This window comes from Sphingobacterium sp. SG20118, assembly GCF_044740685.1.
Lineage (GTDB): Bacteria > Bacteroidota > Bacteroidia > Sphingobacteriales > Sphingobacteriaceae > Sphingobacterium.
This window is the reverse complement of record NZ_CP172826.1, coordinates 3,784,615-3,805,703: the sequence shown is the minus strand read 5'-3', so window position 1 is coordinate 3,805,703 and position 21,089 is coordinate 3,784,615. Positions and strand designations below refer to the sequence as shown.

General features: G+C 35.5%; 20 protein-coding genes and 2 pseudogenes. 12 read left to right on the top strand and 10 right to left on the bottom strand.

Translation table 11 applies throughout. The features are described 5' to 3' along the window. Positions 1 to 18 precede the first annotated feature (18 nt). Both rpsI and rplM read right to left on the bottom strand, forming a co-directional pair. Positions 19 to 405, bottom strand: a complete 387-nt coding sequence (rpsI, locus tag ACFX5U_RS17520; protein WP_038700580.1) for a 30S ribosomal protein S9 — start codon at positions 403 to 405, stop codon at positions 19 to 21. An 11-nt stretch (positions 406 to 416) separates the two neighbouring features. Continuing rightward, positions 417 to 860: a 50S ribosomal protein L13 gene (gene rplM, locus ACFX5U_RS17515; RefSeq protein ID WP_038700578.1), complete on the bottom strand. Its 444-nt coding sequence runs from the start codon at positions 858 to 860 to the stop codon at positions 417 to 419. Between the two features lie 281 nt (positions 861 to 1,141). Between rplM and ACFX5U_RS17510 the strand changes: the two genes are divergently transcribed. From ACFX5U_RS17510 to ACFX5U_RS17480, 7 genes are all read left to right on the top strand, one after another. Further along, complete coding sequence (locus ACFX5U_RS17510; RefSeq protein ID WP_400261601.1) at positions 1,142 to 2,065, top strand: tetratricopeptide repeat protein; 924 nt, start codon at positions 1,142 to 1,144, stop codon at positions 2,063 to 2,065. After that, on the top strand, positions 2,037 to 2,852 hold the full coding sequence (locus tag ACFX5U_RS17505; protein ID WP_400261600.1) for a tetratricopeptide repeat protein: 816 nt from the start codon (positions 2,037 to 2,039) through the stop codon (positions 2,850 to 2,852). The genes ACFX5U_RS17510 and ACFX5U_RS17505 overlap by 29 nt, the downstream gene beginning before the upstream one ends. After that, positions 2,842 to 3,633 (top strand): DUF4292 domain-containing protein, encoded by a 792-nt coding sequence (locus tag ACFX5U_RS17500; protein WP_400261599.1) that lies wholly within the window; start codon positions 2,842 to 2,844, stop codon positions 3,631 to 3,633. The genes ACFX5U_RS17505 and ACFX5U_RS17500 overlap by 11 nt, the downstream gene beginning before the upstream one ends. A 104-nt stretch (positions 3,634 to 3,737) precedes the next feature. After that, positions 3,738 to 5,033: a murein hydrolase activator EnvC gene (locus tag ACFX5U_RS17495; RefSeq protein ID WP_038700573.1), complete on the top strand. Its 1,296-nt coding sequence runs from the start codon at positions 3,738 to 3,740 to the stop codon at positions 5,031 to 5,033. Between the two features lie 94 nt (positions 5,034 to 5,127). Continuing rightward, entirely contained in the window at positions 5,128 to 5,328 is a 201-nt protein-coding gene (locus ACFX5U_RS17490; RefSeq protein WP_038700571.1) for a twin-arginine translocase TatA/TatE family subunit, read from the top strand. Between the two features lie 153 nt (positions 5,329 to 5,481). Next, positions 5,482 to 6,756, top strand: coding sequence for a transglycosylase SLT domain-containing protein (locus ACFX5U_RS17485; protein ID WP_400261598.1), 1,275 nt, complete (start codon positions 5,482 to 5,484; stop codon positions 6,754 to 6,756). 1 nt (position 6,757) lies between these two features. Then, positions 6,758 to 6,946 carry a LysM peptidoglycan-binding domain-containing protein gene (locus tag ACFX5U_RS17480; RefSeq protein WP_400261597.1) on the top strand — a complete coding sequence of 63 codons (189 nt, stop codon included), beginning with the start codon at positions 6,758 to 6,760 and terminating at the stop codon, positions 6,944 to 6,946. Between the two features lie 84 nt (positions 6,947 to 7,030). On the opposite strand, the gene ACFX5U_RS17475 is transcribed toward ACFX5U_RS17480, so the two are convergent. Together ACFX5U_RS17475 and ACFX5U_RS17470 are read right to left on the bottom strand one after the other, a co-directional pair. Continuing rightward, a complete protein-coding gene (locus ACFX5U_RS17475; RefSeq protein WP_038700567.1) occupies positions 7,031 to 7,543 on the bottom strand; it encodes a phosphoribosyltransferase family protein in 513 nt (170 codons plus the stop codon). A gap of 104 nt (positions 7,544 to 7,647) precedes the next feature. Next, the gene (locus tag ACFX5U_RS17470) at positions 7,648 to 8,232 is read right to left on the bottom strand and encodes a C40 family peptidase (RefSeq protein WP_400261596.1); all 585 of its coding nucleotides are present in this window, start codon (positions 8,230 to 8,232) and stop codon (positions 7,648 to 7,650) included. A 524-nt stretch (positions 8,233 to 8,756) separates the two neighbouring features. On the opposite strand from ACFX5U_RS17470, the pseudogene thrA reads away from it, so the two are divergent. From thrA to ACFX5U_RS17445, 5 genes and pseudogenes are all read left to right on the top strand, one after another. Next, positions 8,757 to 11,205 (top strand): annotated as a pseudogene (gene thrA, locus ACFX5U_RS17465) (bifunctional aspartate kinase/homoserine dehydrogenase I). A 52-nt stretch (positions 11,206 to 11,257) separates the two neighbouring features. Continuing rightward, complete coding sequence (locus tag ACFX5U_RS17460; protein ID WP_051960030.1) at positions 11,258 to 12,238, top strand: homoserine kinase; 981 nt, start codon at positions 11,258 to 11,260, stop codon at positions 12,236 to 12,238. 7 nt (positions 12,239 to 12,245) lie between these two features. After that, positions 12,246 to 13,554, top strand: a pseudogene (thrC, locus tag ACFX5U_RS17455) (threonine synthase). A 140-nt stretch (positions 13,555 to 13,694) separates the two neighbouring features. After that, positions 13,695 to 14,882, top strand: coding sequence for a class I SAM-dependent rRNA methyltransferase (locus ACFX5U_RS17450; protein ID WP_280565681.1), 1,188 nt, complete (start codon positions 13,695 to 13,697; stop codon positions 14,880 to 14,882). Between the two features lie 47 nt (positions 14,883 to 14,929). Next, positions 14,930 to 16,132, top strand: a complete 1,203-nt coding sequence (locus ACFX5U_RS17445; protein WP_316929677.1) for an MFS transporter — start codon at positions 14,930 to 14,932, stop codon at positions 16,130 to 16,132. 48 nt (positions 16,133 to 16,180) lie between these two features. Here ACFX5U_RS17445 and ACFX5U_RS17440 read toward each other — a convergent pair whose 3' ends face one another. From ACFX5U_RS17440 to ACFX5U_RS17415, 6 genes are all read right to left on the bottom strand, one after another. Beyond that, entirely contained in the window at positions 16,181 to 16,942 is a 762-nt protein-coding gene (locus ACFX5U_RS17440) for an SGNH/GDSL hydrolase family protein (RefSeq protein WP_280565683.1), read from the bottom strand. Positions 16,943 to 16,979: 37 nt separating this feature from the next. Beyond that, the gene (locus ACFX5U_RS17435; RefSeq protein ID WP_038700551.1) at positions 16,980 to 18,167 is read right to left on the bottom strand and encodes an aspartate aminotransferase family protein; all 1,188 of its coding nucleotides are present in this window, start codon (positions 18,165 to 18,167) and stop codon (positions 16,980 to 16,982) included. Between the two features lie 63 nt (positions 18,168 to 18,230). Further along, entirely contained in the window at positions 18,231 to 18,653 is a 423-nt protein-coding gene (locus ACFX5U_RS17430; RefSeq protein ID WP_280565685.1) for a hypothetical protein, read from the bottom strand. Then, positions 18,653 to 19,495: a hypothetical protein gene (locus tag ACFX5U_RS17425; RefSeq protein WP_400261595.1), complete on the bottom strand. Its 843-nt coding sequence runs from the start codon at positions 19,493 to 19,495 to the stop codon at positions 18,653 to 18,655. Before ACFX5U_RS17425 ends, ACFX5U_RS17430 begins: the two co-directional genes overlap by 1 nt. A gap of 33 nt (positions 19,496 to 19,528) precedes the next feature. Further along, positions 19,529 to 20,074, bottom strand: coding sequence for an RNA polymerase sigma factor (locus ACFX5U_RS17420; RefSeq protein WP_038700546.1), 546 nt, complete (start codon positions 20,072 to 20,074; stop codon positions 19,529 to 19,531). 23 nt (positions 20,075 to 20,097) lie between these two features. Continuing rightward, positions 20,098 to 21,051, bottom strand: a complete 954-nt coding sequence (locus ACFX5U_RS17415) for a transketolase family protein (protein WP_038700543.1) — start codon at positions 21,049 to 21,051, stop codon at positions 20,098 to 20,100. Positions 21,052 to 21,089 lie beyond the last annotated feature (38 nt).

Genomic DNA, 21,089 nt, shown 5'->3' with positions numbered 1-21,089 from the left:
TTTTTGATCCTCCTTTGATTAACGTTTACTGAATTGGAATCTCTTACGAGCTTTCTTGCGTCCTGGTTTTTTACGCTCAACCATACGGTCATCACGTGTTACTAAACCTTTAGCACGTAAAGCTGGCTTAACTTCTGGGTCTAATTCAACCAATGCTTTCGCAATAGCTAAACGGACAGCTTGCGCTTGACCAGTAACTCCACCTCCATTAACGTTTATTTTCGCATCAAAATTCCCTGCTTGACCTGCTACTTCTAAAGATTGAGTAACAATGTATTGCAAAGGCAATGTTGGGAAATATTCTTTGTAGTCTTTACCATTAATAGTAAGGACTCCGCTACCAGCAGTTAAGTAAATGCGGGCAACAGCAGTTTTTCTTCTTCCTGAAGTATTAGTTGTTGTCATGTCGATTCTCCTTAAAATTTAACTGGTTTTGGATTTTGCGCCTCTTGTTTGTGCTCAGTTCCAGCATAAACGTAAAGGTTTTTAAACAATTGACGACCTAAACGGTTTTTAGGAAGCATACCACGAACAGCTTTCTCAATGATGCGTTCAGGGTGTTTAGCCAATAATTCTTTAGGAGTGATGAAACGTTGACCACCCGGGTATCCCGTGTAGCGAACGTAAGTCTTGTCGCCCAATTTATTACCTGTCAATCTAATTTTTTCTGCATTGATAACAATAACGTTATCTCCGCAATCTACGTGAGGGGTAAACGATGGCTTGTGCTTTCCACGAATCACTTTCGCGATTTCGCTTGCCAAGCGCCCCAAAATCTCGCCTTCAGCATCAACAACAATCCATTCTTTGTTGACGGTGTTCTTGTTGGCAGAGACAGTTTTGTAACTTAACGTATTCACTTGCTTTTAATTAAATAATTAATAAAATGTTATTACTTCTTTCCCTATGTCTCAAGGGACTGCAAAGGTACTTTTAATTTTTTAATTCCGAAAATCTATTTTCCTTTATTTTAGGGACTTTCATTCTGAATACGGCTATTATTACCTTAATTAAACTTTCTATGAAAAATATAATTATCAAAAAGAACCAATTGAAATGCAATAGCGCTATTTACAGTTGTCCTTTATTAGTATATTGCAACATAATTAACACATGAATTGCAGAACGAGAAGGACTACATATGTTTAAGAAATATTTAAAATACGCTTTATTAGTTACAATGTTAACTGCTGCTGGACAGTCAGTCTCTGCGCAAAGCAGCATACAAGAAAAGCCTTATTCCTCACAATTGAAAAATATTGAAGTTTTTCTAAGGAGTGGCGATTTTAAGCAAGCTTTAGATTCTTTAGACGCGATTACATTAGCTTACCCTAAGGCCGATGATGTCTATTTCGCAAAAGCTGTTTTGTTTGGGCAAATGCGGAACGTTGATCGCGCTTTGGAAGAAGTAAATAAGGCTATAGCAATCGATTCTAAAAATGAATATCTAAGTTTCAATATTGATATCAATAAAGGGAAAGGTGATCTTACTAGTGCGATTCAGTCGTTGGATATTTTAATGCAAAAGGATCAAGTGAATAAAGCAGCTCTGACACGGGAAAAGATTATGCTATTGTTCAATAGCGAGAAGAAGGATGAAGCGCTGGCATTATATCAGGATACTCGAAAAGCATCGACACCTACTGATACTTTAGATATTATTGGTGCGACCCTGCTACTAGCTAAGGATGACTTTTCATCTGTCATTACGCTGCTCGAGCCTTGGGTGGTCCAAAAGTCTCCATTAGCACAGGTATATAGCCAATTGGCGCAAGCATACCGCGGTAATAAAGAACCTAAAAAATCGATAGGTATATTGAATACAGGGATTCTAAATACTAAGGATGATTATCTTTTTTTAGATCTAGCCGATGAGTATCGTTTATCGGGGAAAAGTAAGCTCTCTTTTGAATATCTTAAACAAGCGTTTTTATCAAAGAATATTGATTTTGGAGAAAAGAATAGAATTATTCTAACCTTATTGACACCCAATAGTGGCTTTTCATTGATTCAGACCCAGGAAACTAGCGAATGCATTGGTAGATGTTCATCCTCGCGTTGCTGAAAGTCATGTTGCTAAAGGACAGGTGAATTGGATGCGCAATGATTTGGTTGGTGCGCAGTCTTCATTTTCTATTGCAGTAGGTATTAATCCTTATCAAATTGATGCTTGGCGTATGTTAATTAGTGTTGATCTAGCTTTGGAACAATATGATCAAGCAATACAACATGGTGGCGAAGCCTTGCACAATATACCTAATAATCCTGTTCTGTTATATTTCAGCTCAATTGCATATACTTTAAAGGGAAATTACGAACTAGCACGTAACTTGATGGAAGCAGCATTAAATAATGGGCAGAATGAGAATGAAATTTTTCAATCTAATATTTATAGTGGTTTAGGGGATATTTATCATAAACTTGATATGCAGTCTGCTTCGGATGTGGCGTATAGGGAGGCGATTAATCTCGATAGTACAAATGTAGGTGCTATGAACAATTTAGCTTATTATTTGTCGTTAAGAAATCAGGATTTAGAAGATGCAGCCAAGTTCGCCTTGACAGCGAATGAATTAAGACCTAATGATGCAACGTTAGAGGATACATATGCTTGGGTTTTATTTAAACAAGAAAAATATGCTGATGCATTGTTATGGATTGAAAAGGCTATGAAAAATTCGGATTCTGTGTCTGCAGTGTTGTTGGAGCATTATGGTGATATTTTGATTAAAAATAAAAAGACAGCAGAAGCAATGAAGCAATGGAAACTTGCGTTAGATAGAGGAGGCGATTCTGAAACCAACATAGAGAAGTTGAAGGAAAAGATAAATAAGAAAGCTTATGTGGAATAGATCTGTCGCTATTATTTTATTGCTCGTGATATGTGCATCCTGTAGTACGAGGAAAAAAACAATAAAAAAAGAAAATAATATAGGACAGGCTGAGATGCTGGAGAAAACTGATTCAAAGCATGCAGTTGTTGAAAAATTTTTGTTGTCAAATCTTAAGTTTACAACTTTCTCTGGAAAAGCTAAGAGCAAAGTAACTTTAGGTAAGTCTTCGTATGATGTGACGGCTAATATTAGAATTGAGAAAGATAAGCGAATTTGGATATCTATTACAGCTTTATTGGGGATTGAAATCGGTCGAGTTTTGATTACACCAGATAGTATTCAGATCCTGAATAAATTTCAGGGTGAGTACATTGCTAAACCATTCAGTTATTTGTACCAATATGCTAGTAACGATTTGACTTTTGCTAATGTTCAAGATTTGTTTTTGGCCAATTTTTCAAGCAATTTATTAAGTACGACCAACTTTGTACTTGATCAAGTAAGTTTGCCAATTAAGTTAAGTGGTAAAAAGAATGAGCTATCTTATCTATACTTGGTCAATCAACAAAATAGGTTGGATTCATTTCGTTTGGAACAAACGAGTAAAGGACAAAAATTGGAAGCTAGTTATGCTGATTATGCTAATCATGCAGGTATGTTGTTTCCAATGGGGCTTGAGTTATTAATTTTGGGAGGTGATATGCGTATTATGGCGAATTTTAATTACAGTAGGGTTTCGTTTAATGAAGCGGTTGATATGCCATTTGCCATATCTAACAAATACAAAGTAATTAAGTAATATTTGTACGATAATCCTTAAGATTTATTACTTTCGCATTTGAGACTATTTTTAATCGAATCATATTAAATTCAGAATCAACTGCTAGTAAAAGATTACTATAGATGAATTTTAAAAGAACAACACTAAGTATAATTGCGTTTTTTTTGATGCTGGGGGTCGGTTTTTCGCAAACTAGAGCTGAGCTTGAGAAAAAACGGGAGAAAATAAATCGTGAAATCGCGGAGTTGCAAAAAACGCTAAAAGAAACGACAACTGAGAAATTATTGACTCAAAAGCAGGTAAGTGCGTTGAGTAGTCAAATTAATTTGAGGCAAGAGAAAATATCAACGATTAGCACGGAACTAAGTTTAATTAATCGCCAGATTAATGCCAACACAAATGCTGTTGATAAATTAAAAGCTGAATTGGAGAAAATGCGTAACGATTATGAAAAGATGGTCATGTTTGCCTTCCGTAATCGTAATGCTTATAATAAGCTCATGTTTATTTTTGCTTCAAAAGATTTTAATCAAGGATTCCGTCGAGTGAAATATTTACAACAATTCAATGATTCTCGGAAATTAAAGGCAAGTGAAATAGAGGGGACTAAAAAACAAATAGAACAAAAAATAGCACAATTACAAGCTGACCGTAATAAACATAAGCAATTATTAAATGAACAAGAACAAGAGAAAAAAACGATTGCAGAGCAACGTGCAGTTTTCTCTAAAGAACTCAGTTCTTTAATAACGACCGAAAAAGGTGTGAAAAGTGATATTACGCAAAAACAAAAAGAAGAACGTAAGTTGAGGTCGGCTATTCAAGCGATTATTAAGCGAGAGATTGAGGCTGAACGAAGAAGGCAAGAAGCGGCACGTAGAGCAGCGGAAGCTGCTGCAGCACGAAGTGCTAAGAAAAATGATACGAAAGAGGCGCCTAAGGAAGCAACTAAGTCTACTGCAAGAAAATCAGATTCTGAAGTATTGCGTGCTACACCAGAAGCTGCACGTCTTTCTGCAGACTTTAGATCAAATCGTGGACGATTACCATGGCCAGTATCGAATGCGAAAATATTACAAAGTTTTGGTACCGATAAAACGGGGCGGAATGTTTCTGTGAGTCACGAATCATTAAAATTGCAGACAAGTAGTGGAGCTGGTGTGAAAGCCGTGTTTTCAGGAACTGTTACCAGTACATTGACGCTTAACGGTCTTAAAGTAATTATTATTTCTCACGGTGAATTCTTCTCGGTTTATAGTAATTTAGCTAGTTTTAATGTATCTAAAGGACAGAAAGTTTCGGCAGGACAAGCAATCGGAACCGTTGCAAATGATCCAGATTTGGATGCACCGGTGTTGGATTTTCAGATTTGGCAAGGACAAATTCCGATGAATCCGCAATCATGGTTAGCGAATTAAAAAAATATAGAAATAAAAATTATTATGTACATTTGTTATTAAGGTATAAGTGTATATACTTAAATGAATATTGAAAAACAGTAAATTATAAGTTATGTTGACATCAGGGTTATTAATAATGGGTATTGGAGGTCAGGAATTAATTATAATCGTTGTAATATTATTATTATTATTTGGCGGTAAAAAAATTCCTGAATTGATGCGTGGATTAGGTAAAGGTGTAAAAGAATTCAAAGACGGGCAGAAAGAGGATTCTACAGAGGATACTAAAGAAAAAACAACGGAGAATAAATAGTCTCAATTGTTATTTTAGAAATAAGATTTTACGAGCAGTAAAATCTTATTTCATTTTCTACAATTCCCAATATTGTAAAAAGTTATGTTCTTGTAACATACATAATCTAGACCTATATTTTTTAGGTCTATTTGTCAACCATAATTAAAAAAGATGATTGAAAGAAAGAAGACTCTATTAGCAATAAGTTTTGCACTCAGTACTTTTTGTTTGTTTGCACAAGAAAGCTCTATTGATGAGATGAGGAATTCTACACAAGCGATTATTTTAGCGAGTCTTGATCGTGAGAAGGCGGCTATTTTACAACAGCTTGATAGTATTAAATTCGTGAACGCTGGTGAACAGGATGTCGAGGGAGTAGTCTTTGATATCGATGATGTCCATGTTGTTAGAAAATTGAATGCTTTAGCACGCGAAGTACCGTTAGACTATAACCAGTATGTTCGTAAATATATAGACCTTTACAGTTCTAAAAATTATGCGGGGCACATGTCTCGTATGTTAGGTTTGGCGCAGTATTATTTTCCGCTTTATGAACGTATTCTATCCGAGGTAGGTGTACCTAAAGAGATAAAATATCTTTCAATCATTGAATCGGCTTTAAATCCGCATGATGTGTCAAGGGTAGGGGCTACAGGACCATGGCAGTTCATGTATGGAACAGCAAAGATGTATGACTTAACGATGGATAATTACGTTGATGAGCGTAAAGATCCTATAGCTTCTAGTTATGCTGCTGCTAAATATATGAAGGAAGCTTACGCTGAATTTGGAGATTGGTTATTAGCGATTGCCTCCTATAATTGTGGAAAAGGTGGGGTTAAGCGTGCCATTTTAAGATCTGGGAAAATTCAACCTTCATTTTGGGAAGTTGCACCTTTTTTACCTAAAGAAACTAGAAATTATATTCCAGCTTATATCGCAATGACTTATACATTAGGATATGCACAAGATAATGGAATAGAAGCAAAAGAGAGTGATCTGGCATTAAATACGCAAGTTTTAGAAATTGATAAGTTTGTTTCAATATCAGAAGTGGCTAAAGCAATTGATGTTTCAGAAGAAAGTTTGAAATTATTAAATCCTGCCTATAAAAAAGGTATCGTCAATGGTTCAGATGAATCTCACCGGCGCTTAATTATTCCAGAATTAATCGAAGATATCAACAGGGAGCAGCTTTATCTCGCTTTAAATACAGCCGTAGAAAAACCTATTCAAATCGTTGAAACAGCTAATGATGATATTCGCGTTAGTGGCCAACTTAGCGCCGCTAAAAAACATCAAGTGAGAAAGGGTGAGAATCTAGCTTTTATTGCAAAAAAATATAATGTTAGTGTTCAAAACCTTAAAGCTTGGAATAATCTAAAAAATTCAAATGTTAGAGTAGGTTTCTTCATTGCTCGTCAAAAGCGGTGGTGTAAACAATAGGTTGGCTCAAAAAACAAATGCTTCTTCAGCAAAGAAATCAAATTTTTCGGTATATACAGTGAAAAAGGGGGATACGCTTTCTGGTATTGCAAGTAATAAGGGAATTTCATTATTAAAATTGAAAGCTGATAATAATTTGTCGCATTCGAGATTGAAACCTGGTATGAAATTGAAGATTAATAAAGGTTAACTATAAAAGACTCTATAAAAGGCAAGCGTCCAGCTATTATTTATATAGCTGGACGCTTGCCTTTTATATATGATAGCATAGTCACTAAACTAACCAGGCAGCATCATCCTCTGCTTCGAATCCTTCAAGGTTAACCTCTACATGCTCTTTTAGTATAGTAGATAGCTTTAACCCATAATAATCGCTTACGATTGGAAATTTCGGGTGGCTTCTATCAATAAGTACAGCTGTTCTCATTTTTTTAATAGGGACGTTTAAAAATACTCCTAGACCATAGGCTAGTGTTCTTCCGCTATTTAATACGTCGTCCACTAATATTAACGTTTTATTTTTTACAGTTTCAATAGGATAGTCTGTCTCCGCCTTTAAGGAGCGACTGGTTTTGTTCATCGTTACTTTTAAAAGCTCAATATTTTTATCTGATATTTCTGCCAATATCTTCTGTAAGCGTTGTGCAAAAACATATCCTCTATCAGCTATGCCAACCAATACTAATGTATCTTCTTCAAAATTATCTTCTAAAATCTGATAGGCTATGCGTATTGATTTTTGCTTTATTTGTTCTTTATCTAATATGAGCGTTTTCTTTGACGACATAATGGTAATAAATTTATTTACGGTAAAAGTACTAAAATCTTTGCAAAAAAAATGTCCGAATGCATGAACATTCGGACATTATCTTATCTTGATAAAATTCAATTTTAATTGAATTTCCCTGAATTTTCAGCATTTAATATATCGGCTGTAAGTGATTTGTTATCATCAGGAAGTCTACCTCCGTCATAATAATAACGTCTCCAATAGGCTTCTCCTAAATTGCTGATCATAACGCCTTTACTTGAAGAAGCATGAGCGAATTTGTTATCTCCGATATAAACTCCAACATGTGTAATACTTTTACTTCTAATCTTGAAAAACACCAAATCACCTGCTTTTAATTCATCTTTTTTAACAGTCTTAATTTGTGAATATTGATTACGACTATTATAACCCAACGTCGTATTAAATACTTTGTCGTATAATTCTAAAGAGAATTTCGAACAATCAATACCTCTTTTTGAGTCACCACCTAAGCGATAAGGAGTTCCTAACCATTCGTAAACAAATTGATATAATTTTGTATTTGTAGTTGCTGATACTGCAACTCCCATGATTTGTGAGAAGTATTCTTTGGCGAGATTGTCCGGGTCAGATTCCGGTTTAGATTGGGTTTTCGTTGATTGTGCCTGCGACACTAGACATAAGCCTATAAATAGCATTGAAGCTAATATTTTCTTTGTTTTCATTAAATCGCTTTTATGTACAACTTTAACTTATTCTTTACTTTTATTGATGGGATGTCAACTATTTTGGACATCACTGTTGCGAATATAATACAACTCATCTTACTTTGCAAAAAAGGTAACAAGTATTTAACGAACTTTTAACGTTTTTAACACTTTATTTATTGAAATGCAATTTATTGATTAAAAATATGCTGTCAATTTTAAGTTACAAAAATATTTTAAGTTTAGGAACTTGAAAATGTGTAATTGATACCCAAAAGGCACTTTTATTAATAAATGTCAAATAAAACATTATTTTGTTTTGATACTTGTTAAATATTGTATTATATTTACGGAAGTAAAGCAAAGAATAATGAAAAATACTACAATTATTACATCGATTATTATTACCACCGGGATAAAACTTAGGAGGAGGTAGTTTCGTTGTATAGAAATGTAGACAAGATATTTCGAAAACGCCTTCCTCTCTGAGTGAAGGCGTTTTTTTTATGCATAAAAACAAAAACTAAACAGTAATTATAATTATGAAAATTTTAAAATTTGGAGGAACGTCGGTAGGGTCTGCGGAAAGTATCAAAGCAGTACTTGATATCGTTAAGAAATCGTACGATTCAGGAGAGCAGCCATTGGTTGTTCTATCTGCTATGTCTGGTGTGACCAACTTACTTACAAAAATGGCTGTGGATGCCTCCGAAGGAAAGTCATTTCATGAAGAACTCTCATTAATTGAGGTCAAGCATTTCGACGTGATTAAAGCATTAATCACGGTTAAATATCAGAATCCGGTGTTCACAAAGTTGAAGCTATTCTTTAATGAAATAGAAGAATTGTTACAAGGAATCTTTGCATTGAGAGAATTGAGTGAACAAAGCAAGGATTTAATCGTGAGTTATGGTGAACGTTGCTCTGCTTTTATGATTTCAAAAATTTCGGAGCAACATATACAGACCTCTATGTTCGTAGATGCTTCACATTATATTAAAACAGATTCACAGTTTGGACATGCTCATGTCAATGATGTTCTGACAGAGCAACTTATTAATTCTTTGTATTTAACAAATAGTGATCAGCTGTTATTCGTTACTGGATTTATTGCGTCAAATGAAAAAGGTCGTATTACCACCTTAGGTAGAGGAGGCTCGGATTATACAGCAGCTATTTTTGGGTCTGTCCTGAATGCCTCTGCTATCGAAATATGGACTGATGTAAACGGTATGTTGACAGCGGATCCTCGTATTGTTAAAAAAGCGTTCTCATTGCCGGTTTCTTTCCTATACGGAGGCTATGGAATTGTCCTACTTCGGTGCAAAGGTAATTTATCCGCCAACGATGATACCTGCATTTTTGAAAAAAATACCAATTGTTATTCGTAATACTTTTGAACCCGACTTTGCCGGAACTTTTATTCAATTTGAGAGTGGTAAGACATCGTTGCCGATTAAGGGTATTTCTTCGATAGCGGAAATAGCAATTATTAATTTGAGTGGCTCAGGTATGATCGGCAAATCGGGGTTTAGTGGTCGTTTATTTACGCTGTTGGCAAGAGAGCAGATTAACGTTGTTTTAATTACTCAATCTTCTTCTGAGCATAGTATTACTTTTGCTGTAAACCCGGAAGATGCTTTACGTGCTAAAACTTTGATTGAAAATGAATTTGAATTGGAGCTACAGGCGAATAAATTAATCCAACCTGAAATAGAGAATAACTTATCTGTCCTTGCTATTGTTGGCGAGAATATGAAAAAGACACCGGGGATGTCAGGAAGATTATTTTCTTCGTTAGGGCGTAATGGTATCAATGTGCGAGCAATAGCACAAGGGTCTTCAGAATATAATATTTCTGTTATTATTAATAAAAATGATTTGTCAAAGGCGCTGAATGCAGTACATGATGCATTTTTTGCAGAGCTTAAGAAAACATTACATGTTTTTAATTTGGGTACTGGTAATATCGGCTCTACGTTATTTAAACAATTGGATAATCAATATGATTTCTTATTGAAGAATAATGATCTCGATATTAAAGTTGTTGGTATTTCAAACAGTAAAAAAATGTTATTCAAATTGGATGGCGTTGATTTGGCAAATTGGGATACAGAACTATTAGAGCAAGGTGAAGATGCTGATCTGTCTGTATTCATAGAGCGTATGAAAGGATTTAATCTTCCTAATTGTGTCTTTATTGACAATACAGCTAGTCGACTTCCAGCTACTTATTATGAAGGAATTTTTAAAGCTAATATCTCTATCGTCACCTGCAATAAAATTGCCAATTCAGGGCGATACGAACAATATAAGGTCTTACGTGAAACGGCTCACAAGCATGGTGTAGATTTTTTTTATGAAACAAATGTGGGTGCTGGACTTCCAATTGTCCGTGTTTTAAAAGATCTGATGTTAAGCGGAGATCGAATAGTGAAAATTGAGGCTATTCTTTCTGGTACAATTTCTTACATCTTTAATAATTTTAAAGATGAGGCTTCTTTTTATGATGTAGTCAAGGAGGCTCAGGGTTTGGGGTATACAGAACCTGATCCAAGGGATGATTTAGGGGGTGTTGATTTTATGCGTAAGATGCTGATTTTAGCACGAGATGCAGGGTATGCTATCGAATCTGAAGATGTAAATTTAGGAGCTATTTTACCTGAATCTTGTTTGAATGCAAATTCTGTTGAGAATTTTTATGAGGAATTGAGAAATGAGAATGATTATTTTGAATCGCTAAAAGAAAGAGCTCGTGTTGAGAATAAAGTCATTCGTTATATCGGAAAATTGGAGGATGGTGTGGTATCTATTTCGGTTCAATTGGTCGATAGTCAACATCCTTTCTATGCCCTGTCTGGAAGTGATAATATTATTTCGTTCACGACACAACGTTATAAAGAAAGACCATTGGTTGTCAAAGGTCCTGGCGCAGGAGCAGAAGTAACGGCTGCGGGGGTTTTTGCTGATTTAGTAAATGTTGGCGCGTAATTAAAGTTTCACCACAGCTGTTGTTATAAACAACAGTTTCAAAATATTGATTATGAATACTTCATACTTGAAGAAAAAAATAAACGTTGATACTATGCTGGCTGAAGTTCGAGTCTTTGCTCCTGCGACAGTCGCGAATATGATTTGTGGCTTTGATATCTTAGGGTTTGCTCTAGAAGAACCAGGTGATGAGGTCGTCATGCGTAAAACAAATAAGCCAGGTGTTGTTATTACTAAAATAACTGGCGACGATGGACGACTTCCCCTAGATACCAATCAAAATACAGTATCCGCTTGTGTTCAATTTTTATTACAACATTTGGACCTGCAAGATCAGGTGGGAGTCGAGATTGAATTGCATAAACATATGCCGATTGGATCGGGGTTAGGTTCCAGTGCAGCCAGTACGGTTGCAGGATTATATGCCATCAATAAAATGTTGGGAGATCCGTTATCCAAAGATGAATTACTTCCCTTTTGTGTAGAAGGGGAACGTCTTGCTTGTGGACATGGTCATGCAGACAATGTAGCTCCTTCGTTATTTGGAGGCATCACCTTAATAAGAGGGAACGATCCTTTGGATTTGATTCCGCTGCCCGTTCCTCAGGAACTAATTGCAGCTGTTGTATTTCCACAGGTAGATGTACCTACGCGAGATGCAAGGCAATTAATCAAAGAGAAAATATTGTTAAAAGATGCAGTTATACAATGGGGAAATATTGCAGGATTAGTGGCCGGTTTATTTAAAGAAGATTATGACTTGATTGCTAGAAGTATGAAAGACGTGCTCATAGAACCTACTCGTGCGATTTTAATACCTCAGTTTTATGAGATGAAACAAATCGCTTTGGAAAATGGGGCATTAAGTTTTGGTATTTCTGGATCTGGACCTTCGGTGGTGGCTTTTACGAGAGATCGCGATAAGGCTAAACAAATTGTGGACAAGATTCAAGCTCATCTTGGTTTGGCTGACATAGAGAGTTTTGGTTACGTATCTGGTGTAAATATTCAAGGACCTAAAGTATTAAATTAGAATTATTATGAAATTTTATAGTACCAATAATAAAGCACTACGTGTATCATTTAAAGAAGCGGTTTTCAACTCCTTACCTGCAGATAAAGGTCTTTATATGCCAGAAGTGATACCTCAATTGGATCCTTATTTTATAAAAAATATTCAACAATATTCAATTCAGGAAATAGCATTTAGAATTGCTCAAACTTTTATTGAGGATGATATACCTTCTGATGCATTAAAAAATATAATTGAAGATGCGATTAGCTTTAATGCTCCGGTTAAATTCTTAAGTGCAGATACAGGCGTTTTAGAATTATTTCATGGGCCTTCTTATGCCTTCAAGGATTTTGGAGCACGATTTATGAGTCGGGTAATGGCTTATTTTTCTACTTCTGATGATGCTTTACTAGATGTTTTAGTCGCAACTTCGGGCGATACGGGGGGGGCGGTAGCTTCTGGATTTTTAGGTGTTGAGGGTACTCGCGTAACGATCTTATATCCTAAGGGTAAAGTTTCTGAGATTCAGGAATTACAATTAACAACAAATGGTCGAAATATAAGAGCAATTGAGGTTGACGGTACTTTCGATGATTGTCAGGCTTTAGTTAAGCGTGCTTTTAATGACCAGGAGCTCAATGGATGTCTTAGACTTACATCTGCTAATTCTATTAATATTGCCCGATTGATTCCACAGACATTCTATTATTTCTACGCATACGCACAACTAAAAGCACAGGGAATCGATCGTGTTGTTTTTACCGTTCCCAGTGGTAATTTTGGTAATATTGGAGCAGGATTACTGGCATATAAAATGGGACTTCCTGTAGAACAATTTGTTGCAGCTACTAATGCAAATGATACTGTTCCTCGTTTTCTTAGGAATGGATTATATGAACCCAAACCATCTATACAAACACTAGCAAATGCAATGGATGTTGGAGACCCAAGTAATTGGGTTCGAATTCGGGATCTATTTGAGAATAATTTAGAAAACCTGAATAGGATGATTACCTCTTACAGCTATACTGATAAGCAAACAAAGGCTGCTATGGAGCAGTTACATCATACTTATCACTATATTGCTTGCCCACATACGGCAATTGCATGGTTGGGTTTCTCAGGCGTATAGAGGTGAACATCCTGGGTCTTATGGTTCGATTTTCTTATCCACTGCCCATCCTTGTAAATTCCCGGATGCAATTTTAGAAGAGGTTTTCAAAAAAATCAAGTTGCCTGAAGGTGTAGAACAACTTCAACATAAAACGAAGGATGTTGTGGTATTACCTGCTGAATTTGATGCATTCAAAAACTATTTGATTGCTAATAAATAATACAATCGGTTCATTAAAATGAACCGATTGTATTATTTGATCTCAATTAATACCTACAAAAGTTAACCTCGAAAGTACACGGATAAATTAAGCATACAAGAAGTTATTCAAATCATCGAAAAACCTGTACTTTTGTGTCGATGAAAAAAATTATTCTGAATAAAGGAAAAGATAAAGCAGCTTGGCAGCTTCATCCTTGGATTTTTTCTGGTGCAATAAAGCGTATAGACGGTGCACCTGAAAATGGGGATGTCGTTACTGTTTTTAATGCAGAAAATGAGTTTATAGCCTTTGGCCTTTTTCACGATTCATCTCGTGTTGCTGTTCGTTTATTAGAGTGGCATCCGGATCAGCAAATTGATGACCAATGGTGGAGGACAAGGATTCAAAAAGCTGTTGAAGCTCGCCGTCATTTGTTGGTTGCAGGAGAGAATGATACAGCTAGATTGATTTTTGCTGAGGCTGATTTTGTACCGGGCTTAATCGTTGATAAATATGCCGATTATATCTCTATACAAGTGCACGCAGCAGGGGTGGAGAAGATTAAGAATGTTGTAATAGACGAACTTAATAAATTATTAAGCCCTAAAGGCATCTATGAGAGGTCTGACCTTAAGTCTCGTGAATATGAAGGCTTACCGGATACTAACGGTGTTATTTTTGGTGAAACTCCTCCCGAATTTGTTGAGATTGTTGAAAATGGTATTCGATATCAAGTAAATATTGTAGATGGTCAAAAATCAGGGTTCTATTGTGATCAACGTGAAAACAGGGCTTTAACGGCTCATTATGTAAAAGGTAAAAAGGTTTTGGATTGCTTTTGTTATTCAGGTGGTTTCACTTTAAACGCGTTCCGAGGAGGTGCTGCAAGTGTAACATCTGTGGATAGTTCGGCATTGGCCATCGAAACACTCAATCGTAACATGATTTTGAATGGCTATGATACAACAAACTATACCGCAATCCAGTCAGATGTCAATAAGCAACTGAAAATTTTTGCTGAAGGCAATGAAAAATTCGATGTAATAATTTTAGATCCACCGAAATATGCACCTTCCAGATCATCTTTAGAACGTGCTTCTCGTGCCTATAAGGATTTAAATAGGAGAGGTCTTATGCTCTTGGAATCAGGGGGTCTGTTAGCAACATTTTCCTGTTCTGGAGCAATGGATATCGATACCTTTAAGCAGGTTCTGGCATGGGCTGCGCTGGATGCTGGTAAAGAAATACAGTTTATCAAACAGTTTCATCAACCCGATGATCACCCAGTAAGGGCATCTTTTCCGGAAGGAGAGTACTTAAAAGGATTATTAGTAAGAGTTATTTAAAATAAATAGAAGAGGTTGCTGCGTACAGTAACCTCTTCTTTATGCTTATGGAAGAACAAAAAAATAAAATCAGGCCAGAATTTTCAATTTTACTTGCAGTTAGTTTTGCACATTTATTAAACGATTTAATCCAAGGGGTTATTCCATCAGTTTATCCCCTATTGAAAGAAGAACATCAGCTGAGCTTTTCTCAAATTGGTATTATTACACTTGTTTATCAAATAGCTGCATCAATCTTTCAACCTGTGGTGGGCGCATACACTGATCGGAAACCAGTTCCATACTCGCAGATTATTGGTATGAGCTTCTCTATAGCTGGCATGGCTTTATTTTCCTATGCACCAAGTTATGCGATGATTTTGTGCGCTGTATTTCTAGTTGGTATCGGTTCGTCTATATTTCATCCAGAATCCTCTAGAGTAGCTTATTTGGCTTCAGGTGGTAAACGTAGTATGGCTCAGTCAATCTTTCAAATCGGCGGTAATGCAGGAACTGCTTTAGCACCTATTCTTGTTGCTTATTTGGTGTTGCCAAGGGGGCAGTCTTCTATTGTTTGGTTTTGTGCAATTGGTATAGTTGGACAAATTGTTTCGTATTATATAGGGAATTGGTACAGTGAAAAACTTAAAAATAGAAGCCAAAATTCAAAGTCCACAGTTAGAATACCTGATTTATCTGACACCCGCGTGTATATGACCGTTTTTATATTGATGTTGTTAATTATATCGAAGTATTTTTATATCGCAAGTATTACGAATTACTTTCAATTTTATACAATGGAAAAATTCGGTATAACAGAAATTCAAGCACAAGTATATTTATTTTACTTTTTGATTGCGGTAGCTGCAGGAACATTATTGGGAGGTATTTTTGGCGACCGCTTTGGAAGAAAGTATGTCATTTGGTTTTCAGTATTGGGTGTAGCACCCTTTGCTTTATTTTTACCTTATGCCGATTATACGATGACTGGAGTTTTGGTGGTTATTATCGGTTTAATTTTATCATCAGCATTCCCCGCAATTATCGTTTATGCGCAAGAATTATTACCTAAAAAATTAGGAATGGTTTCTGGATTATTCTATGGTTTTGCATTTGGAATGGGAGGCTTAGGTTCAGCATTGTTAGGTTGGCAGGCTGACCATACCTCAATTGAATTTATCTATCATATTTGTTCATATCTACCATTAATAGGTGTAGTTGCCTATTTTTTACCCAATTTGCAAAGGATACCTTATAAAGAGGTAATATAAAAATAGTATGGTATCATAAAATAGAAAAGGCGCTTAAAGGCGCCTTTTCTATTTTATGATATCTAACCAACCCTTTGCCATTAGGCTCGCTCCAGCCAAGGTCGTATGTACCCCATCTGTTGTCCAGTAGGATCCAGGAGCATCACGCTCAGCTTGATCAAAAATAGATTGGTATGGAATTAAAGCTGTGTCAAATTCTTTTGATATATCTACACAGGCTGCTTGATATCCTGCGAATTCAGGAAACCAATCGTCCTTTACATGGTTAACATTTTTCACCCCAAATGGTTCACCAATAATCAGTTTCACATTTGGTAATTTCTCTAATGTTTGTTGTATTAATGTCTGATATTGTTTTTTGAATTGTTCAGGTGTATTAATTGCATTACTATCTTTAGTACGCCAAAAATCATTTACGCCAATCAGAATGCTCAAAATTGTAGGTTTGAGGTCAATAGTATCTTCCTGCCATCTGTTTTGGAGATCAGGTATTCGATTTCCACTGATGCCTCGATTGTATATCTTGATATTTTTACTGGCAAACTTCTCTAATAAACTGGCGGCAGCTAGATTGGCATAACCATAGCCAAGGGCGCCGTTATCATTGACATTTTTATTATTTCTATCTCGACCATTGTCGGTGATGGAATCACCTTGAAATAAGATGACGTCATTTGGTGTTATGTTTATTTTCTTCGATTTTTTTAAACCGGCTAGCGTTTCTGCCTGAGCAGTAAGCAAATTGGCGTTAGTTAGTAAACTAGCGCCAATAATAGTTTTTGTAATAAATGATCTGCGATTTGTTTTCATATTTAGCTCTTCGTTAGGAAACTAAATATAAAAAAAACTAAGCATATTTTTCTATACCTGCTAGGATAATTTTGCAAGCCTTCTCAATTTCTTCATTTGATATGGTCAAAGGAGGTGCTACTCGCAATGCTGTTTCGCAGTGGAGATACCAATCAATCATGATCCCTTGTTGTGCACAATAATTACTTACATTATATACTTGATCAAAATTTTCAAGTTGGAGACACATCATGAGTCCTTTTCCTCTAATTTCTTTGATTTTAGAGTGTTTTAATAGACTTTTAAATAGTTGTTCTTTTTCAGCTACTTGTTCTACTAATTTATTTTCTAATATGACCTCCAGTGATGCTTTTGCAGCAGCACAACTGACGGGATGCCCTCCAAATGTAGTGATATGGCCTAGCATGGGATTGTCTTTAATTACATCCATAACTTCTTTAGAAGCTACAAATGCACCCAAAGGCATACCACCTCCAATACCTTTGGCAAGCATCAAGATGTCTGGTACCATACCATAATGTTCGAAAGCGAATAACTTTCCTGTTCTTCCAAAACCGGTTTGAATCTCATCGAAGATTAATAATGTTCCTGTTTCATCGCAGCGTTTTCGTAATGCTTGCATATAGTCAACATCAGGTACACGTACACCAGCTTCACCTTGAATAGCCTCAATAATTACTGCCGCAGTTTTTTCTGTTATTAGCTTTAGATCTGAAACATCATTAAATGTTATAAATTCTATTTCTGGTAGTAGTGGGGCATATGCACTATGATATTGTTCATTACCAATAAGACTTAGCGCTCCCTGTGTACTGCCGTGATAAGCTTTTTTAGCAGCTATAATTTGTCTTCTACCTGTAAAGCGCTTAGCAACTTTCATACTTCCCTCCACAGCTTCGGCTCCAGAGTTCGTAAAATAGACAGATTGAAAGTGTTTGGGAAGTATCGCTAATAAATCAGTAGCAAACTCTACCTGCGGTGCTTGTACAAACTCTCCGTATACAGTAACATGTAAATATTTTTCAAGTTGTTTTTGGATTGCTTGAATAACTTTTGGATTTCTATGCCCTATATTACTTACATTGAATCCAGATACTAAATCCATATATTCTTCGCCATTTGGCCCATATAAATAAACTCCCTCCGCTTTTGCAATTTCAATCATTCTAGGAGAATTGGAAGTTTGAGCCGTATTTAGCAAAAAAAGTTCGCGGTTACTTAACATCTTATCGTTGTTTTAAAAAAAAGAAGAAGTCTTTTGGACTTCTTTCTATGTACGTATTAATAATTATTTTTTCCGTTTATTTAGCGATTTGATCAAATATTCTCGGAATTCTTGTTCTACTTGAAAGAATTGAGAAGATCGTGCGGCTCCTATTACTTTTGAGAATTTTCCCCGATAATTTTTCTTTATATCTAATTCTTTAGCATCATAAGCAATGACATCACGAGAGCTACCTCGTAAGCTGTTCTTTTTAGGGGTATTACCTGTTTTGGCTTTTTTTACAGTCCACATTTCCCTAGAATATTCATTGTAAATGGGGAAAAAGTCTTGTGCTTCTTTTCGAGTTAGATTCAATTCGCGCGTAATAAAAGCTACTTTTTCATTTTCAATCATTTGAAATCGAGCATTGTCTTGTGCATAAGTTGATGAAAAACCTATAATACAAAAGCACAATACAATAAGTATATTCTTAATTTTTGACATCATTATAACGTATATTTAAGGTAATCCTCTATATCTTCGTTCTTTATTACACCATTCGTGCCTAGCATGTCGATATCTGCATCATCTATGTATTTAGCAACATAAAGTAAATCATCGCTATTCCCAGTTTGTGCTAGATAATTAATGATTTCCTGATCGGAGACATGAGTTAGATTGTTTTGATCTTGTAATGAATTCTTATTTTGGATTCCAAAATAACTTCCAATTCCTAATGTAGCAACTAAAGATGCTGCTACGGCATATTTATTCCAAGAAGTTTTATTTTTTATAGAACGAATAGTCGCTTCTTTAGGAAGATTTAAAGTAGAATCAACATGAATTGACTTCGTGATTTTAGCTGTTAAATTATCAAAATAAGTCTTAGGAACCTCAAAACCATCTCGTTCAACTATCTGTTTTAAATTGTCCTCTATTATGTTAGCGGCGATTTGTGTATTAAAATCGTTGAAGTACGAAGGTGGAATATCAAATCCATCATGTGTCACTTTAGATTTTAAATTATCTTCTGATATTTTAGATGAAATATCATTTTGCAAATGAAAAAAATAATTATGTGGGTGGCTGAAGCCATCACTTTGAACTTTTTCCTTTAAATTTTCGGAAGATATTTTAGAGGTGATATTTTCTTGAAGTTTATCAAAATAACCAGCAGGAATATCAAAAGCTTCTTTTTCCTTACATGGTAGCTCCAATTTGACTTGAGACATTAAAGACGTATTTAAATCCTTAAAATAGTTCTCAGGCGTGTCAAAGGGATTTACACGTAATGAATTGGGAAGATTAGGTGCATCCATTCCTTCATGATATGTGTTATTTTCCTTCATAGTAATCTTTAGAGTACCTAAATCCCAAAAGGTTTAATCGTTGTTATGAAAAAAAGCTTCTATTTTTTTTACGGCTAAATGATACGATGCTTTTAAAGCCCCAACACTAGTTCCCAATACTTCAGATATTTCATCATATTTCATATCATCGAAGTACTTCATGTTGAAGACAAGTTTTTGTTTTTCTGGTAAGGTTAATAAAGCTTGTTGTAATTTCATTTGTGCTTTATCACCACTGAAATAGCTACCGCTAGATAAAGAGTCTGCTAAATAAGCAGAACTATCGTCATCTAACGATATGTTCTGCTTAAGTTTTTTCTTATTTAAGAATGTAATACACTCATTGGTCGCGATGCGATAAAGCCACGTATACAATTGAGAGTCTTCACGGAAATTTGCCAAATTGCGCCAGACTTTGATAAAAATGTCTTGAACAACGTCATCCGCGTCATCATGATCAATGACCATTCTTCTCACATGCCAATAGATTTTTTGCTGGTATTTCGTAAGCAGATGATTAAATGCTTCTTCGCGAGTAGCTTCGTTCGCAAATTTTGAAATAATTAAAGCATCTTCCATATATTGACTCTGTGATTTTTGATTTATTTTCTGTTAATAACGCGTTGAACAGCAGCAACAATTGCAGCAGCATTCAAGCCATATTTTTCCATTAATTGAGCAGGAGTACCTGATTCACCAAAGCTATCATCTACAGCTACAAATTCTTGCGGGCTTGGTAAGTTTTTAGCTAATACTTGCGCAACACTATCACCCAATCCACCTAAACGATTGTGCTCCTCAGCAGTAACAACACATTTCGTTTTAGCTACTGACTTTAGGATTGCTTCTTCATCCAATGGTTTAATCGTATGGATATTGATGATTTCAGCATCAATTCCTAATGCTGCTAATTGCTCACCAGCTTGGATAGCTTCCCATACTAAATGTCCTGTTGCAATAATTGTTACATCAGTACCTTCATTCAATGTAATTGCTTTTCCAATTACAAATTCTTGATCAGCAGGCGTGAAATTTGGAACTACCGGACGACCAAAACGTAAATATACAGGTCCCTCATGTTTTGCAACAGCAATAGTTGCAGCTTTAGTTTGATTGTAATCGCATGGATTAATCACTGTCATTCCAGGTAACATTTTCATCAAACCAATATCTTCTAGGATTTGGTGAGTAGCGCCATCTTCTCCTAAAGTTAAACCAGCGTGTGAAGCTGCTATTTTAACATTTTTATTAGAGTAGGCGATTGATTGACGAATTTGATCGTATACACGACCTGTTGAAAAGTTAGCGAAAGTACCAGTAAATGGAACTTTACCACCAATTGTCAAACCAGCAGCAATTCCCATCATGTTAGCCTCAGCAATGCCAATTTGGAAAAAACGATCTGGAAATTCGTTTATAAAATCGTTCATTTTTAATGACCCGATTAAGTCAGCACATAAAGCAACAACATTTTCGTTTTGTTTACCTGCTTCTAATAATCCAGCTCCAAATCCTGAACGGGTATCTTTTGATTCTGTGAAAGTATATTTTTTCATTGTTTACTAGTATTTAGATATTAGGAGATAGTATTTAG

Bases quoted from the DNA above. Each gene is read 5' to 3' on its own strand.
- ACFX5U_RS17430 (WP_280565685.1), bottom strand. From the start codon at position 18,653: ATGATGTCAAAAATTAAGAATATACTTATTGTATTGTGCTTTTGTATT.
- ACFX5U_RS17415 (WP_038700543.1), bottom strand. From the start codon at position 21,051: ATGAAAAAATATACTTTCACAGAATCAAAAGATACCCGTTCAGGATTT.
- ACFX5U_RS17500 (WP_400261599.1), top strand. From the start codon at position 2,842: ATGTGGAATAGATCTGTCGCTATTATTTTATTGCTCGTGATATGTGCA.
- ACFX5U_RS17425 (WP_400261595.1), bottom strand. From the start codon at position 19,495: ATGAAGGAAAATAACACATATCATGAAGGAATGGATGCACCTAATCTT.
- ACFX5U_RS17445 (WP_316929677.1), top strand. From the start codon at position 14,930: ATGGAAGAACAAAAAAATAAAATCAGGCCAGAATTTTCAATTTTACTT.
- ACFX5U_RS17490 (WP_038700571.1), top strand. From the start codon at position 5,128: ATGTTGACATCAGGGTTATTAATAATGGGTATTGGAGGTCAGGAATTA.
- ACFX5U_RS17485 (WP_400261598.1), top strand. From the start codon at position 5,482: ATGATTGAAAGAAAGAAGACTCTATTAGCAATAAGTTTTGCACTCAGT.
- ACFX5U_RS17435 (WP_038700551.1), bottom strand. From the start codon at position 18,167: ATGTTAAGTAACCGCGAACTTTTTTTGCTAAATACGGCTCAAACTTCC.
- ACFX5U_RS17475 (WP_038700567.1), bottom strand. From the start codon at position 7,543: ATGTCGTCAAAGAAAACGCTCATATTAGATAAAGAACAAATAAAGCAA.
- ACFX5U_RS17420 (WP_038700546.1), bottom strand. From the start codon at position 20,074: ATGGAAGATGCTTTAATTATTTCAAAATTTGCGAACGAAGCTACTCGC.
- rpsI (WP_038700580.1), bottom strand. From the start codon at position 405: ATGACAACAACTAATACTTCAGGAAGAAGAAAAACTGCTGTTGCCCGC.
- ACFX5U_RS17495 (WP_038700573.1), top strand. From the start codon at position 3,738: ATGAATTTTAAAAGAACAACACTAAGTATAATTGCGTTTTTTTTGATG.
- ACFX5U_RS17450 (WP_280565681.1), top strand. From the start codon at position 13,695: ATGAAAAAAATTATTCTGAATAAAGGAAAAGATAAAGCAGCTTGGCAG.
- ACFX5U_RS17460 (WP_051960030.1), top strand. From the start codon at position 11,258: ATGAATACTTCATACTTGAAGAAAAAAATAAACGTTGATACTATGCTG.
- ACFX5U_RS17440 (WP_280565683.1), bottom strand. From the start codon at position 16,942: ATGAAAACAAATCGCAGATCATTTATTACAAAAACTATTATTGGCGCT.
- ACFX5U_RS17470 (WP_400261596.1), bottom strand. From the start codon at position 8,232: ATGAAAACAAAGAAAATATTAGCTTCAATGCTATTTATAGGCTTATGT.
- ACFX5U_RS17510 (WP_400261601.1), top strand. From the start codon at position 1,142: ATGTTTAAGAAATATTTAAAATACGCTTTATTAGTTACAATGTTAACT.